An 18,846-nucleotide genomic window follows, 5' to 3' on the forward strand; every position below is an offset into this window, starting at 1 on the left:
AGAGGTAATGTTTCTGTGAATATCGAACAATTGGTAGTTGATCTTAGTAAACAGGGTGTAAAGTTGTGGGTTGAAGGTGAGCAGTTGCGTGTTAATGCTCCAAAAGGGGTATTGACACTAGAAACTCGTGACTTATTAACTAAAAATAAAGCAGAACTTATCTTCTTGCTGCACGAGAAAAATGCGGACACCGATACAGATTTTCCCCCGATCAAAGCCGAGCGTCCTCAGAACTTACCTCTGTCTTTTGCCCAAGAACGACTCTGGTTATTAAACCAGTTGGAACCAGATAACCCCTCCTATAACGAACAAGCCGCTCTAAAACTTCACGGTAAATTAAACGTCGTGGCGCTAGAGCAAAGCCTCAACAAAATTATCGATCGCCACGAAGCTTTACGTACTAACTTCCGCACTATCAATGAGCAGCCAGTCCAGGCAATTACTGACAGCTTAAACTTAAATGTGCCAATAGTAGACCTATCAGAATTACCTGAAAGTGAAAGAGAAATCGCTTGCCAACAATTAGCCACAACTGAAGCTAATCAACCCTTTAACCTTACTAGTTCTCCTTTAATCCGAGCTTCTGTGGTTAAACTCACAGAGGTAGAACACGCTTTGGTATTAACAATACACCACATTGTAGTGGATGGTTGGTCAATAGGCGTATTGATGCGCGAGTTAGCAACTATTTACTCAGCCCTCTGCAATAACTTGTCACCACAGCTACCTGAGCTACCAATTCAGTATGCCGACTTTGCGATTTGGCAGCGACAATGGTTGCAATCAGAAGTACTCCAAACGCAGCTTGATTACTGGAAGCAACTACTCAAAAACGCTCCTACCTTACTAGAGTTACCCACAGACAGACCAAGACCAGCGATTCAAACATTCCGGGGTGAAATTCAATATGGAGAATTTTCAGTTGAACTGAGTGAAGCGATCGCTAATTTCACTAGGCAAGAGGGAGCCACCCTATTCATGACGCTGTTTGCAGCTTATGTCACCTTGCTTTATCGCTATACAGGCTCCGATGACATTGTAGTAGGTACGCCTATTGCTAACCGCGATCGCTTGGAACTTGAAGGGTTAATTGGCTTTTTTGTCAACACTTTAGTATTACGTACCGATTTGTCGGGCAACCCAAGTTTTCAGCAATTGCTAAGTAGAGTGCGGCAACTGACACTCTTATCTTACGCTCATCCAGACCTGCCTTTTGAGGAGTTGGTAAAAGCATTGCAGCCACAACGCGACCTCAGCCATACACCACTGTTTCAGGTGATGTTTGTCCTCCAGAATGCGCCCATATCTGAAGTAGAGCTTGCTGGCTTAACTATCAGTTCCTTGCCAGCCCAAAGCACAACTGCCAAGTTTGATTTAACTTTATCAATGCAGAATACTGCAACTGGATTGGTGAGTGTGTGGCAGTACAATGCTGACTTGTTTGATGCCAGCACAATCGAGCGGATGAGGGGGCATTTCCAAACATTACTCGAAGGAATTGTTGCTAATCCTCAAAAGCAGATTTCACAATTGCCTCTGCTAACAGAAATTGAACAACAGCAGTTATTACTAAAGTGGAATGATACAGGAGTAGATTATCCCCAAGATAAATGCATTCATCAGTTATTTGAGGAGCAGGTTGAACGTACTCCCGATGCTGTAGCAGTGGTGTATGAAAATCAACATCTTACATACCACGAATTAAACTGTCGCGCTAACCAGTTGGCGCACTACCTCAAGTCTTTAGGTGTAAAAGCCGATGTGCTAGTGGGTATTTGTGTAGAGCGTTCCTTAGAAATGGTGGTGGGACTGCTAGGGATTCTGAAAGCGGGTGGCGCTTATTTGCCACTTGCTTCAGACTATCCTACCGAGCGTTTGCGCTTGATGTTAGAAGATGCTCAAGTTTCAGTATTGCTGACTCAGCAGAAACTCCTCGACAGATTGCCTGAGCATACTGCACAGCGTGTTTGTTTAGATGCTGACTGGCAGGTTATTTCTCAGTTAAGTCAGGATAATCTGATCGCTGAGACACAAGCAGCTAACTTGGCTTATGTGATTTACACCTCCGGTTCTACAGGTCAACCCAAGGGAGTGCTGATTGCCCATAAAGCATTATTAAATCTGGTGTTCTGGCATCAACGCACTTTTAAAATCACGACCTTAGACAAAGCTACTCAGCTAGCAGGAACAGCATTTGATGCTGCTGTATGGGAGTTGTGGCCTTACCTGACCGCAGGAGCAAGTATCTATTTAGTCAAACCGGAAATTCTTTTATCTCCAGTAGATTTGCAAGATTGGTTGGAATCGAAAAAGATCACAATCAGTTTTCTGCCAACACCAATGGCAGAGCAATTATTGTCTCTGGAATGGCCAGAAAGTACAACTTTGCGAACAATGCTAACTGGGGGGGATAAGCTTCATCGATATCCATCAGGTTTACTCCCTTTCCAGGTAGTGAATAATTATGGCCCAACTGAGAATACTGTTGTCTCAACTTCAGGACTAGTAGTTTCTAATGGGCGGGATAATAATATTTCACCACCCATCGGTCGCCCTATAGCCAATGTTGAAATCTATATATTGGACTCTTATTTACAGCCAGTACCTATAGGTGTACTAGGAGAATTGCATATTGGTGGTGCAGGATTAGCAAGAGGCTACCTTAACCGTCCAGAATTAACACAAGAAAAATTCATCCCCAATCCTTTTAATGATGAACCACATTCCCGCCTCTACAAAAGCGGGGATAAAGCACGCTATTTCAATAATGGCAGCATAGAATACATAGAACGCATTGACGACCAAGTAAAAATACGTGGTTTCCGCATCGAGTTGAGCGAAATTGAAGCAGTATTGAGCCAACATAGTGATGTGCAAGTATCTTGTGCGATCGCCCGTGAGGATACTCCTGGTGATAAACGCTTAGTCGCCTACGTGGTAGCACATCAGGATTGTAAACCCGCAATCAGCGAACTACGGCAATTCCTCAAAACAAAGCTGCCAGAGTACATGGTGCCAAGTGCTTTTGTAATCTTGGAATCCTTACCCCTGACTTCAAATGGCAAAGTTGACCGCCGCGCCTTACCAAAACCAGACTTAGACACCACACTGCTAGAAAAATATGTCGCCCCGCGCACACCCATTGAGGAAATGCTGGCACTCCTTTGGGCGCAAGTGCTGAAACTAGAGCTTGTAGGCATACATGATAACTTCTTTGAATTTGGCGGACACTCACTACTAGCAACGCAACTAGTTTCACGTATCCGCAACATTTTCAAAGTGGAACTACCATTGCGTGAATTGTTTGCCTCAGCAACAGTTGTCGAATTGGCGCAATCGATTGGGCGATTGCAGCAACAAGACTTAGAACTTTCTACACCATTCATCACACAAAGGGCAGAGAATGCTCAATTAACACTGTCATTTGCTCAACAGCGTCTTTGGTTTTTAGACCAGTTCGAGCCGAACAGTGCTTTATACAACATCCCCTTAGCTTTGCGTCTAGTCGGAACTCTGAATCAAGTTGCCCTAGAACAAAGCTTACATGAAATTATTGCTCGCCACGAAGCGTTACGCACCAATTTCGTCACTGTTAATGGACAACCAACTCAAATTATTCAAAAACAAACGAATTGGACAGTTTCAGTTGTTAGCTTGAAGCATTTATCAACAACCGAACAAGAAATTACTACACAGCAATTAGCGCGACAACAAGCTATTCAGCCTTTTGACCTGGCAAATCAAGCATTAGTTAGGGCGACATTAGTAGTGCTTAATGAGACAGAACACATCTTATTAGTGTGTATGCACCATATTGTCTCTGATGGCTGGTCAATGAGTGTGTTTCTTCAAGAACTGGCAGCACTGTACAACGCTTATTCTCAAGCTCAACCGTTACCTTTAGCACCGCTGCCGATTCAGTATGCAGATTTTGCACTGTGGCAAAGACAATGGTTGCAAGGAGGTGTACTGCAAAGCCAACTTAGTTACTGGCAACAGCAACTCAAAGATGCACCAGCCTTGTTGTCTCTACCCACAGACCGACCAAGACCTGCTGTGCAGACTTTCGCTGGTGGACATCTTGAGTTTGCACTCTCAGTTGAGTTAAGCAATAAGCTGACAAGACTGAGCCAGGAGCAAGGGGTTACTTTGTTCATGACGTTGTTGGCAGCGTTTGATACCCTGCTTTACCGCTACACAGGTACAGAAGACATTTTGGTGGGTTCGCCAATTGCTAACCGCGATCGCAGTGAGATAGAAGGGTTGATTGGCTTTTTTGTCAATACCTTAGTTATGCGTACTAACTTGGCAGGTAATCCGAGCTTTAGTGAATTACTGGGTCGCGTTCGTGAAATGGCAATGGAGGCATACACTTATCAGAATTTGCCTTTTGAAATGCTGGTGGAAGCATTACAACCACAAAGAGACCTCAGCCATACACCACTGTTCCAAGTGATGTTTGCACTTCAGAATGTGCCTTTGTCTGGAGTAGAGTTGGCTGGGTTAAGCGTCACTCCATTGATGCCAGAAAGCAGAACTGCCAAGTTTGATTTAAATTTATTCATGCAGAATACTGCTGATGGACTGGTGGGTGTATGGGAATATAACACTGACTTATTTGATGCAGGCACAATTGAGCGGATGAGTGGGCATTTTGTGACATTGCTTGAGGGAATTATTGCTAACCCAGAACAGCAAATCTCACAATTGCCCCTGCTGACACAAATTGAACAGCATCAATTATTAGTGGAGTGGAACAATACTCAAGCGGATTATCCCCTTGATAAATGTCTCCATCAGTTGTTTGAGGAGCAAGTAGTGCTTACACCCGATGCTGTAGCGGTGGTGTTTGAAAACCAACAACTGACTTATCAACAGTTGAATTGTCGTGCAAATGAGTTAGCACATTACTTGCAGTCTTTGGGAGTGGGAGCAGATGTGCTAGTGGGTATTTGTCTGGAGCGCTCCATAGAAATGGTTGTGGGATTACTGGGCATCCTCAAGGCAGGTGGGGCTTATGTGCCACTTGACCCAGACTATCCCCAACAACGTTTGAGTTTCATATTAGATGATGCGGCGCTGCCAGTGTTGTTAACTCAGCAATCATTATTGGAATCTTTGCCAGAGCATACCGCACAGGTAGTATGTTTAGATAGCGATCGCCAACTCATTGAGCAACACAGTCGAGAAAATCCACTCACTGGCAGCAAACCAGAAAACTTGGCCTATGTAATTTATACTTCAGGTTCCACAGGCCAGCCAAAAGGAGTGCAAGTTAGCCACAAGGGTGTAGTCAACTTTTTAGCTTCCATGAGTCATTGTCCAGGATTAACTGACTCTGATACTTTCTGTGCCCTTACTACCATATCTTTTGACATTGCGGCTTTGGAACTATATCTGCCACTCATAGTAGGAGCAAAGGTAGTAGTAGTTGGGCGTGAAGTCGCCAGTGATGGCGCTAGGCTGTTACTGGAGTTACAGCACTCAAGCACAACGGTGATGCAAGCGACTCCAGCGACTTGGCAAATGCTGGTAGCTTCCGGCTTATCTACTCAACGGTTGGGAATGAAACTCTTGTGTGGGGGAGAAGCCTTACCACCTCAATTAGCCCATCAATTACTAGAAACTGGTGCCCAAGTATGGAATCTCTATGGGCCGACAGAAACAACAATTTGGTCGAGTATTTGCCAACTTAGGAATGAGTCAACGCAACTAGAAACTAGAAGTGCGATCGCCTCTGGCGCTGCGCTCCGCGCAATCGCGCCCATTGGTCGTCCCATAGCTAACACTCAGTTTTACATTTTAGATTCACACTTACAACCAGTTCCTGTAGGTGTAGCCGGAGAATTGCATATCGGTGGTTTAGGTTTAGCAAAAGGCTACCTTAACCGCCCACAATTGACACAAGAGAAATTTATCTCTAACCCCTTCAAGAGAAGCAGAGGAGCAGGGGAGCAGAGGAGCAGAGGGGAAACCTTTAATTCTGATCGCCTCTACAAAACAGGGGATTTAGCCCGCTATTTACCAGATGGCACAATTGAATACCTGGGGCGAATTGACAATCAAGTAAAAATACGTGGTTTCCGCATTGAGTTGGGAGAAATAGAAGCAGTCCTGAGCCAACATGAGGATGTGCAAGCATCTTGTGTTATCGCCCGCGAAGATACCCCAGGTGATAAACGCCTAGTCGCCTACGTAGTACCGCATCTAGGACAGACACCTACAGTTAGCCAGTTGCGCTCCTTCCTGTCTAACCAACTGACTACCTACATGGTGCCACATACTTTTGTAATGCTGGAGTCCTTGCCTCTTACTCCCAACGGCAAGGTAGACCGCCGCGCATTAAAAGCACCAGACTCTCGTGGAGAACTAGAAGTCAATTTTGTAGCCCCACGCAATCAAATCGAAGAAATATTAGCGCAGATTTGGGCAGAAGTTCTCAAAGTAGAGCAAGTAGGAGTTCACGATAACTTCTTTGAACTCGGTGGAGATTCTATTCTCAGTCTTCAAATCATCAACAGAGCAAAACTAGCAGAATTGCAACTGACTCTCAAGCAATTATTTGCACATCAAACAATTGCACAATTAGCCGTAGTAGCAAACATAGCGAGTGTTATCCAAATAGAACAAGGTTTGGTAACAGGGACATTACCTCTAACGCCGATTCAACACTGGTTTTTTGAGCAAAATTTACAACAGCCGCATCACTTTAATCAATCATTTCTGCTTTCAGTACCAGCTGACCTCAAGCCAGAGCTATTAAAGCAAGTGTTACAGCAATTGCTAGTACATCATGATGCTCTGCGCCTACGTTTTACACAATCTGACTCTACTTGGCAGCAAATTCACTCTGCTGTGACTGATAGCGTTGCTTTCTCTGATATAGACTTATCGGCACTCCCACAGAGTGAGCAACAAGCAGCCATTGAAGCTAGCGCAACTTGCTTACAGGCGAGTTTGAATCTGTCAGAGAATCTAGTGCAAGTTGCCTTTTTTTATCTGGGTATTGACAAAAGGGCGCGATTACTTATCGTTATCCATCACTTGGTCGTTGACGGCGTTTCTTGGCGAATTTTGTTAGAGGATTTGCAGACAGCATATCAGCAACTTGCTCAAGGTAAAGTAATCGCACTGCCTGCTAAAACAACTTCTTTCAAAGATTGGTCTAACAAATTAACCGAACATGCACAGTCAGAAACTCTCAAATCTGAGGTGGCTTATTGGTTGAATGAATCTCGCGCCGCAGTTCCTCCTATCCCAGTAGACTATACAAAAGGGGCAAACACTGTTGAAGCAGTTAGTACAGTAACAGTTTCGTTAAATGAAGCACAAACTCGTGCTTTGCTACAAGATGTGCCAAAAGCTTACAACACTCAGATTAACGATGTCCTACTAACTGCTTTGGCGCTGGTTTTGAGCAGATGGACTAACTCAAGCTCTGTGCTGTTCAACTTAGAAGGTCATGGGCGGGAAGATATTATTGATGGTGTAGATTTGTCGCGTACTATCGGTTGGTTTACAACCATCTTCCCTGTACTTTTGGAACTGGGAGCAACAACAAATCCAGCCGATGCCTTAAAATCTGTCAAAGAACAACTGCGAGCTATTCCTAATAAAGGAATTGGCTATGGCTTATTGCGTTATCTGAGTCAGGATGCGGAAGTTGCTACCCAACTACAGGCATTACCGCAAGCAGAAATCAGTTTTAATTATTTGGGTCAATTTGACCAACTGCTCAATACATCTTCTTGGATGCAGCAAGCTTTTGAGTCTGCGGGACGCAGCCACGGTTTGCAGAACAACCGCCCTTATCTACTAGATATCAACAGCGTTATTACTGAAGAACGGTTGCAAATAAATTGGGCTTACAGCCCAAATATCCACCAGCACGCCACAATCGAAAGTCTGGCACAAGAATTTGTCAAGACATTGCTTGGACTAATTACTCATTGTTCATCGCCTGAGAGTGGAGGTTATACACCTTCAGATTTCTCGCTAGTCAAGCTCAATCAGCCAGAAATAGACCAACTGTTGGCAAGTTTAGTATTCAAAAATCAATCAGGCAAAACTAACTCCAGAAATATTGAAGATATTTACCCGCTCTCGCCAACCCAAGAGGGTATGCTGTTTGAGAGTTTGTACGCTCCAGACTCAGGAGTATATTTTCAGCAGTTAAGTTTAACTTTGAGTGGAAAGTTGAATGTGACAGCATTTGAGCAAGCTTGGCAGCAAGTGGTAGCACAGCATTCAATCTTGCGGACTGCTTTTGTTTGGGAGCAATTAGCCCAGCCACTTCAAGTAGTGTATCGGCAGGTGGATGTTAACCTCAACAGCCATGATTGGCAACAGCTATCTACACAAGATCAACAACAGCAATTAGAGCTTTTGTTGCACTCACAACGAAAACAAGGTTTCCAACTGTCTCAACCACCACTGATACACCTGAGCCTCATCCAATTGAGTGCAGATACTTATCAATTTATTTGGAGTTCTCATCACTTATTGCTTGATGGTTGGTCAATGCCTCTGGTTTTTAAAGACTTATTGTACTTTTATCAAGCAATTTCTCAGAGTGAAAAATTAGCTGTTCAACCAACTCAAAGCTACCGCGACTACATTGCTTGGCTACAGAAACAAGACTTAGCCCAAGCTGAACAATTTTGGAGAGAAAAACTCCAAGGTTTTACTGCACCCACTCCTTTAAGTGTTGATAAAAAACAATTATCAAACCGTAAAAAGTTAGATTCTAGCTATAGCGAACAACAAATTCAACTGACGGTGCAAGCGACAGCCGCAGTCCAGACTTTTGCACGGAAGCATCAACTGACGATCAATAATCTGGTGCAAGCAACTTGGGCATTACTGCTGTGTCGCTACAGCCAAGAAACTGATGTAGTTTTTGGTGTAACTGTATCTGGTCGTCCGCCATCTCTTGTTGGTATCGAGTCGATGGTGGGGCTATTTATTAACACCTTGCCAGTGCGAGTTCAAGTTTCAGACGATACCCAAGTGTTGGCTTTGTTGAAGGATTTACAGGCGCAACAAGTTGAATCTGAGCAATATTCATATAGCTCATTGGTGGAGATTCAAGGTAAGAGTGAAATCAACAGAGGAACGCCTTTGTTCGAGAGCATTGTTGTCTTTGAGAATTATCCAGTTGATGAGGCAGTGCGTAGCCAGCCGCCGAAGGCATCGCATAATTACAGTTTCTCTATAGACAAGATTCACGCTATTGAACAAACTAATTATCCTCTGACTGTAATTGCTGCTGCTGGTAAGCAATTGTTGGTAAAGATTAGCTATGATATCAGCCGCTTTGATGATGCAACAATTACTCGCTTGTTAGGACATTTCCAAATATTGCTTGAGGGAATTGTTGCTAACCCAGAACAGCAAATCTCACAATTGCCCCTGCTGACAGAAGTCGAACAGCATCAATTATTAGTGGAATGGAACGATACTCAAGTAGATTATCCACTAGATAAATGTCTCCATCAGTTATTTGAGGAGCAGTGTTTGAGTACACCTGATGCTGTAGCAGTGGAGTTTGAAAATCAACAACTCACTTACCAGCAGTTGAATAATCGCGCTAACCAGTTGGCACACTACTTGCAGTCTTTGGGAGTGGGAGCAGATGTGCTAGTGGGTATTTGTGTGGAACGCTCAATAGAAATGGTTGTGGGACTATTAGGGATTCTCAAGGCAGGTGGAGCTTATGTACCACTTGATCCAGACTATCCACAAGAACGCTTGAGCTTCATGCTGGAAGATGCTCAAGTGAGAGTGCTGCTGACACAACAGCAACTCAAGGAAAAGTTACCTCAGCATCAAGGGCAGGTTGTATATTTAGATACTGACTGGCAATTTATTTCTCAGTCAAGTCAGGAAAATCCAATTACTACCGTGCAAGCTAGTAACTTGGCTTATGTAATTTACACATCTGGTTCCACTGGCAAGCCCAAAGGAGCAATGAACACCCACTTGGGAATTTGCAATCGCCTGCTGTGGATGCAACAAGCTTATCAATTAACAGCAGTAGATTGCATTTTACAGAAAACTCCTTTTAGCTTCGACGTTTCAGTTTGGGAGTTTTTCTGGCCATTAATCACAGGAGCGCGTTTAGTTGTGGCTAAACCAGGAGGACATAAAGATAGTGCTTACTTGGTCAACCTGATTTTAGAGCAGCAGATTACAATATTGCATTTTGTTCCTTCTATGCTCCAGGTTTTCTTAGAAGAACAAAATCTTGAAAATTGCCTTAGCTTGAAACGAGTTATATGTAGTGGTGAAGCTTTACCTGTAGAACTTCAGGAACGCTTTTTTGCTCGGTTAGAGTGTGAATTGCACAATCTGTATGGCCCAACAGAAGCGGCAATTGATGTCACCTATTGGCAATGCTTTCCAGATGGAAATCTTAGGACAGTACCGATTGGGCAGCCTATAGCCAACACACAAATTTACATTTTAGACGAGCATCTGCAACCTGTTCCTGTAGGTGTAGCAGGAGAATTGCATATTGCTGGTGCAGGATTAGCAAGAGGCTATCTCAACCGTCCAGAGTTGACAAAAGAAAAATTCATTTCCAACCCCTTTGACAATTCAAAATTATATAAAACTGGAGATTTAGCGCGTTATTTACCAGATGGCACAATTGAATACATCGGACGAATTGATAACCAAGTAAAAATCCGTGGTTTCCGCATCGAGTTGGGAGAAATTGAGGCATTACTCAACCAACATGATTATGTGCAGGCATCTGTAGTCACCGCCCACGAAGACAATCCAGGTGATAAACGCTTAGTTGCCTACGTCGTGCCGCATCAGCATACACCCACAATCAATGAACTGCGGCAATTCCTGAAAGCAAAGCTACCAGACTACATGGTTCCAAGTGCTTTTGTGATGTTGGAGGAGATGCCACTTACTCCCAACGGCAAAGTAGACCGTCGCGCTTTACCTGCACCAGATTTACACAGTGAACGCACAGAAAAATATGTAGCCCCGCGCACTCCGATTGAAGAAATACTGGTACAAATTTGGTCACAAGTGCTGAAAGTAGAGCAAGTAGGCGTACATGATAACTTCTTTGAACTTGGGGGACACTCGCTACTAGCAACACAAGTACTTTCACGCATCCGCGATCGCTTTAAAGTCCAACTCCCTTTACACGAATTGTTCAATACCCTGACCATTGCTGAATTAGCTCCATCAATCGAGAAGTTACAGCAACAAAACTCAGACCTAACTGTTCCACGCATTCTACCAAGGAGCAAAAGATGATGAATGAAGAATTACCCCTATCTTATGCTCAACAGCGTTTGTGGTTTTTAGACCAGTTAGAGCCGAACAGTTCTATATACAATATCCCCTTAGCTTTGCATCTAGTGGGAAATCTCAATCGGGCTGCCTTAGAACAAAGTTTTCAAGAAATTATCGATCGCCATGAAGCGTTACGTACTAATTTCATTACGGTTGATGGAAAACCTTCTCAAATTATTCAAACACAAATTAATTGGACAGTTTCAGTTGTTGAGTGCGAACATCTGCCACTAAGCGAACAAGAAATCGCTACACAGCAATTAGCGCAACAACAAGCGATTCAGCCTTTTGACTTGGCAGAGGGAGCACTAATCAGAGCGACATTAATTGTGCTGTCTAAGACAGAACACATATTGTTACTGTGTATGCACCATATTGTCTCTGATGCCTGGTCATTGGGTGTATTTGTCCAAGAACTAGCAGCACTGTACAACGCTTATTCTCAAGGTGAACCGTCACCTTTAACACCACTGCCGATTCAGTACGCAGATTTTGGCATCTGGCAAAGAGAGTGGTTGCAAGGAGAGGTACTGCAAAATCAAATCTCGTACTGGCAACAACAACTAAAAGATGCACCAGCCTTGTTGTCCCTACCTACAGACCGACCAAGACCTGCTGTGCAGACTTTCGCTGGCGCAATTCAAGAGTTTGCCCTCTCAGTTGAGTTAAGTAATCAACTGACACAACTGAGCCAGAAACAAGGGGTAACTTTGTTTATGACACTTTTGGCAGCCTTTGATACCCTACTTTACCGCTACACAGGACAATTAGACATTTTAGTAGGGTCTGCGATCGCAAACCGCGAACACAGTGAAATTGAAGGGTTAATTGGCTTTTTTGTCAATACTTTAGTGTTGCGTACTGACTTATCGGGCAACCCCAGTTTTAGCGAATTACTCTCTCGCGTTCGGCAAATAGCTCTAGGAGCATACTCTCATCAAGAGTTGCCATTTGAAATGCTAGTTGAGGCATTACAACCAGAACGGGATCTCAGCCATCCACCACTATTCCAGGTGATGTTTGTCCTCCAGAATGCGCCCATGTCTGGAGTAGAGCTTGCTGGTTTAACTATCAGTTCATTGCCAGCCCAAAGCACAGTTGCTAAGTTTGATTTAACTTTATCAATGCACAATTCAAGTGCTGGACTAGTGGGAATATGGGAATATAACACTGACTTATTTGATGCCAGCACAATCGAGCGGATGAGTGGGCATTTTGTGACATTGCTCTCAGGTATTGTTGCTAACCCAGAAGAACGGATTTCGCAATTGCCTTTGCTGTCAGAGAAAGAGCAACAGCAGTTATTAGTTGAATGGAACAATACTCAAGCAGACTATCCTGTTGATAAGTGTATTCATCAGTTGTTTGAGGAGCAGGTAGAGCTTACACCTGATGCTATAGCTGTAGTATTTGAAAATCAACAACTGACTTACCAGCAATTGAATTGTCGGGCTAATCATTTAGCTCATTACTTACAGTCTTTGGATATAAAACCAGATACGCTGGTGGGTATTTGTGTGGAACGCTCAATAGATATGGTAGTGGGACTGTTGGGGATTCTCAAGGCAGGTGGAGCTTATGTACCACTTGACCCAGAGTATCCTACTGAGCGTTTGGCTTTCATGTTAGAAGATGCTCAAGTTTCTATACTGTTGACTCAACAGCGACTTATTGACAGACTTCCTGAGCATCAAGCAAAACTTATCTGTTTAGATGAAGCTTGGGAACAAATTGCCCAAAATAATCAAGATAACCCAACCAGTGAAGTCAAAGCTTTTCATCTAGCTAATCTGATTTACACTTCTGGTTCAACAGGTAAACCTAAAGGTGTGATGGTTGAGCATAAGGGATTATGCAACTTAGCTCAAGCTCAGATTCAAAATTTTGGCTTGACTTCGGATAGTCGCGTTCTTCAGTTTGCATCCTTCAGTTTTGATGCTTCCATCTCAGAAATTTTGATGGCTCTGGGGTCAGGTGCAACGCTGTATCTGGGAACAAAAGACTCCCTACTACCAGGGAAGCCATTAATTGAGCAATTAAGCGATCGCAGCATTACCCATATCACCCTACCACCATCGGCCTTGGCAGTTATGCCTGGGTCGGAACTTCCGGCACTGCAAACAATAATTGTAGCGGGAGAAGCAAGTTCATCTGAATTAATCAGACAATGGTCTGCTGGCAGAAACTTCTTCAATGCCTACGGGCCAACAGAAGCTAGTGTCTGTGCTGCGATCGCAAAATGCACTGAAGATGACGATAAAATATCTATTGGTAAGGCGATCGCCAACGTCCAGGTTTATATTTTAGATGAATATCTGCAACCAGTACCGATTGGTGTACCAGGTGAATTGCATATTGGTGGTGCGGGATTAGCCAGAGGCTACCTTAACCGTCCAGAGTTGACAAAAGAAAAATTTATTCCCAATCCCTTCGGTCGAAGCAGGGAAGCAGGGGAGCAGAGGAGCAGAGGAGCAGAAATTCTTCCCAATTCCCAATTCCCAGTCCCCAGTCCCCAATCCCCAATCCCTAATCCCCGACTTTATAAAACCGGAGATTTAGCACGCTATTTACCAGATGGCAACATTGAATACCTGGGACGCATCGACAATCAGGTAAAAATTCGGGGCTTCCGTATCGAGTTGGGAGAAATTGAAGAATTACTGAACCAATACGACGATGTGCAGGCAGCTTGTGTTATTGCCCGCGAAGATAATCCTGGTGATAAGCGCTTAGTCGCCTACGTGGTAGGACATAAACAGCATCCACCTACAATCAGCCAGTTGCGATCGTTTGTTTCTAGTCAACTGCCACAATACATGATACCTCATGCTTTTGTGATGCTAGAGTCTTTACCTCTGACTCCCAACGGCAAAGTAGACCGTCGCGCATTGAGAGCGCCAGACTCTCGTGAGGGACTGGAAATAAGTTTTGTCGCCCCGCGCACTCCGATTGAAGAAATCCTGACGCAAATTTGGACACAAGCCCTGAAAGTAGACCAAGTGGGTATATATGATAACTTCTTTGAACTTGGGGGACACTCACTGCTAGCAACGCAACTAGTTTCACGTATCCGCAACATTTTCAAAGTGGAACTACCATTGCGTGAGTTCTTTGCCAAAACAACAGTTGCGGAATTGGCGCGTTCGATTGAGCAATTGCAGCAACAAGACTTAGAACTGGTTTCCCCACCCATCTTACCAAGGGCAGAGAATGCAGAATTACCACTGTCTTATGCCCAACAGCGTTTATGGTTTTTAGACCAGTTCGAGCCGAACAGTGCCATATACAACATTCCTATGGCTTTGCGTCTAGTCGGAACACTTAATCAAGTTGCCTTAGAACAAAGCTTGTATGAAATCATTAATCGCCACGAAGCCTTACGCACTAACTTTGTGATAGTTGATGGAAAACCTTCTCAACTTATTCAAACACAAACGAATTGGACAGTTTCAGTCGTTGACTTGAAGCATTTATCAACAACTGAACAAGAAATTGCTACACAGCAATTAGCGCAAAAACAAGCTAATCAACCGTTTGACTTAGCAAATCAAGCATTAGTTAGGGCAACATTAATTGTGCTGTCCGAGACAGAACACATTTTGAGTGTATGTATGCACCATATTGTCTCTGATGCTTGGTCAATGGGTGTGTTTATCCAAGAACTAGCAGCACTGTACAACGCTTACTCTCAAGGTGAGCCATCACCTTTAACACCACTGTCGATTCAGTACGCAGATTTTGCTATCTGGCAAAGAAATTGGTTGCAAGGCTCGGTACTGCAAACTCAACTAAGTTACTGGCAACAACAACTAAAAGCTGCACCAGCCTTGTTGTCCCTACCAACAGATCGACCCAGAGGATCTGTGCAGACTTTCGCTGGTGGACATCAAGAGTTTGCACTCTCAGTTGAGTTAAGCAATAAGCTGACAAAACTGAGCCAGGAGCAAGGTTGTACTCTCTTTATGACGTTGTTGGCAGCGTTTGATACGCTACTTTACCGCTACACAGGTACGGAAGATATTTTGGTGGGTTCGCCAATTGCAAACCGTAATCGTAATGAAATTGAAGGGTTAATTGGCTTTTTTGTCAATACTTTAGTATTACGTACTGACTTATCAGGCGATCGCAGCTTTAACGAATTACTTGGTCGCGTTCGATTGATGGCAATAGATGCTTATGCTCATCAGGACTTACCTTTTGAAATGCTAGTAGAAGTATTGCAGCCAGAACGCGATCTCAGTCATACACCACTTTTCCAAGTCATGTTTGCCCTCCAGAATGTGCCTATGTCTGAGATAGAGCTTACTGATTTAACTATCAGTTCTTTGCCAGTAGAAAGCACAACTGCCAAGTTTGATTTGTTTTTATCAATACAAAACACTGGTAATGGACTGGTGGGTGTATGGGAATATAACACTGACTTATTTGATGCCAGCACAATTGAACGGATGACTGGACATTTTGTGACATTGCTCTCTGGAATTGTCGCTAACCCAGAGGAGCGGATTTCGCAATTGCCTCTGCTGTCACAGACAGAGCAACAGCAGTTATTAGTTGAATGGAACAATACTCTGACGGATTATCCCCGTGATAAATCTATCCATCAGTTGTTTGAGGAACAAGTAGAGCGTACACCCAATGCAGTGGCGGTGGAGTTTGTAGACGAGCGCAGCGAGGCTTCTCGGAGAGTAAATCAACAACTCACTTACCAGCAGTTAAACTGCCGTGCTAACCAGTTGGCTCACTACCTGAAGTCTTTAGGAGTATCCGCAGATGTGCTGGTAGGCATTTGTGTGGAGCGATCGCTAGAGATGGTAGTAGGATTACTTGGCATTCTTAAGGCTGGTGGAGCTTATGTGCCACTCGATCCAAACTACCCTCAAGAGCGTTTGGCTTTCATGTTAGAAGATGCCCAAGTTTCAGTGTTGCTAACCCAACATTCACTCTTCGACAGATTACCTCAGCATCAAGCTCACCTCGTCTTTTTGGATACTGACTGGCAGATGATTTCTCAGTCGAGTCAGGATAATCTCATCTCTGGTGTGCAAGCAACTAATTTGGCTTATGTAATTTATACCTCTGGTTCTACAGGTAAGCCTAAAGGTGTAGCCTTGAATCAGCTTGCTCTTTGCAATCTAATTCTGTGGCAACTGCAAAATAATACAATTTCCACTGGAGCAAAAACGCTGCAATTTGCTCCTATTAGCTTTGATGTCTCCTTCCAAGAAATATTCACTACCTGGTTTTCGGGAGGCACATTGTTCTTAATTACGGAGGAATTGCGCCGAGATACCTCAGCTTTGTTAGGTTTTCTCCAAGAAAAAGCTGTTGAGAGACTGTTTGTTCCCTTTGTTGCTTTACAGCAACTAGCTGAAATCGCTGTTGGCAGTGAATTAGTTAATAGTCATCTGCGGGAAATCATTACTGCTGGGGAACAGTTGCAGATTACTCCCGCGATTTCTCAATGGTTAAGCAAATTAAATGATTGTACTTTGCACAATCATTACGGGCCATCGGAAAGCCATGTAATCATCACTTTTACTTTGGCTGATCCAGTAGAGACTTGGCCGCTACTGCCTCCGATTGGTCGTCCCATTGCTAACACGCAAATTTACATTTTGGATAAGTATTTACAGCCTGTACCTGTGGGTGTAGCAGGAGAATTGCACATTGGTGGTGTCTCTTTGGCGCGAGGCTATCTCAACCGGCCAGAGTTAACACAACAGAGATTTATCCTCAATCCCTTCAAAAGAAGCAGAGGAGCAGGGGAGCAGGGGAGCAGAGGGGAAACCTTTAATTCTGATCGCCTCTACAAAACAGGGGATTTAGCCCGCTATTTACCGGATGGCAACATCGAATACCTGGGGCGCATTGACAATCAAGTTAAGGTGCGAGGTTTCCGCATTGAATTGGGAGAAGTTGAAGCAGTACTGAGCCAGCATGGAGATGTGGAGGGATGTTGTATCATTGCCCGCGAAGACACTCCGGGTGATAAAAGGCTAGTTGCTTACGTGGTAGCACATCAGAATTCTACACCCACAATCAGCGAACTGCGGCAATTCCTGAAAGCAAAGCTACCAGACTACATCGTGCCAAGCGCTTTTGTAATGTTGGAATCAATGCCACTAACTCCTAGCGGCAAAGTAGACCGCCGTGCATTGCCGACACCGGATTTACACAGCAGTAATTCAGACAAATATGTTGCTCCACGCAACCAAGTAGAACTGGAACTAACGCAAATCTGGTCAAGAATTTTGAAAGTTGACAAAGTGGGAGTAAAAGATAACTTTTTTGACCTCGGTGGTCACTCTCTTTTAACTCCTTACTTAATGGCTCAAATTAAAAAGCAGTTTGGTAAAGATATTGCGATCGCCAGCCTTTACCAAAATCCAACTATTGAACAATTGGCAACTATTGTACCATTCGATTCAGATTCTAAGAGTGGATCTCCCTTGGTAATACTTCAGCCGCACGGTTCTAAGCCACCTTTGTTTTGTCTTCCAGGGGCTGCGGGCTATCCCTTCTACTTGTATGATTTAGCCCGTTGTCTGGGTTCAGACCAACCATTTTACAGTTTCCAAGCAATTGCTCCTGGTGAAGGAGAAGAACTAATTATCCAAGTTGAGGATGTAGCCGCCCGTTATATTCAAGAACTCTTAGTTGTTCAACCGCAGGGGCCTTATTTTTTGGCAGGGCATTCTTTTGGCGGTAAATTAGCCTTTGAAATGGCGCAGCAGTTACTTCGTAAAGGTCATAAGGTTGCTTTAGTTGCCATTCTTGATACTACAGCACCATTTCATCAGAAAAATCCATCAGCTTTTGATTTGGATAACACTAAATGGTTGGCTGAATTAGCAGACACAATCGAAGTTGTTTATGGGAAAAAGATGGATTGTTCTGTTGATACTCTTCAATCTATGGTTTGGGAAGATCAGTTGAAATACGTTCTAGAAAGGTTAAAAAATGCTGATATCTTACCTCCTGATGATGAAATTACGCAGCTTAATAATATGGTGCAACTGCTGAAAGCTAACGCTGTAGTTAATTATGTACCACAAGAGATTTATCCAACCAAAATTACTCTCTTACGCGCCAAGGAGAATGTCGTCAAGGTTGATGAATCTAATAGTGAAATACTTTCTGATATTTTGCAGGATTTGCACTGGGGCTGGAGCAAATTTTCTGCCGAACCAGTGAATGTCCATTTTGTCCCAGGGAATCATGTGACGATGATGAATCTACCCCACGTTCAGGTCTTAGCGGAACAGTTAAAATCTTGCATTGAGCAAGCACAAGAAGTTAGAGGTGATGAATATAAACCTGAGAGGATGTCTGAAAAGTTTTTTTTGTATACACCTAACCCTTCGAGATCCCCCTAAATCCCCCTTAAAAAGGGGGACTTTAAGAATCTTATTCCCCCCTTTTTTAAGGGGGGTTAGGGGGGATCAACAAATATTTGATACTTCTCAGACATCCTCTGAATTTGATAATCATATTCGCCCTCTAAAGTTCTTATCTAACCCGCAT

2 protein-coding genes are annotated in these 18,846 nt (G+C 43.7%); both read left to right on the forward strand.

Annotated elements, in window-relative coordinates; translation table 11 throughout:
• The first annotated feature begins 15 nt into the window (after positions 1 to 15).
• Positions 16 to 11,280 carry an amino acid adenylation domain-containing protein gene (locus tag ACWATR_RS03240; RefSeq protein WP_460329477.1) on the forward strand — a complete coding sequence of 3,755 codons (11,265 nt, stop codon included), beginning with the start codon at positions 16 to 18 and terminating at the stop codon, positions 11,278 to 11,280.
• Complete coding sequence (locus ACWATR_RS03245; protein WP_460329479.1) at positions 11,277 to 18,698, forward strand: amino acid adenylation domain-containing protein; 7,422 nt, start codon at positions 11,277 to 11,279, stop codon at positions 18,696 to 18,698. Before ACWATR_RS03240 ends, ACWATR_RS03245 begins: the two co-directional genes overlap by 4 nt.
• Positions 18,699 to 18,846: the final 148 nt, after the last annotated feature.

The organism is Nostoc sp. UIC 10890 (genome assembly GCF_054786515.1).

What these genes read in the sequence shown, in the direction of transcription:
- ACWATR_RS03245 (WP_460329479.1), top strand. Translation starts at nt 11,277, where the DNA reads ATGATGAATGAAGAATTACCCCTATCTTATGCTCAACAGCGTTTGTGG.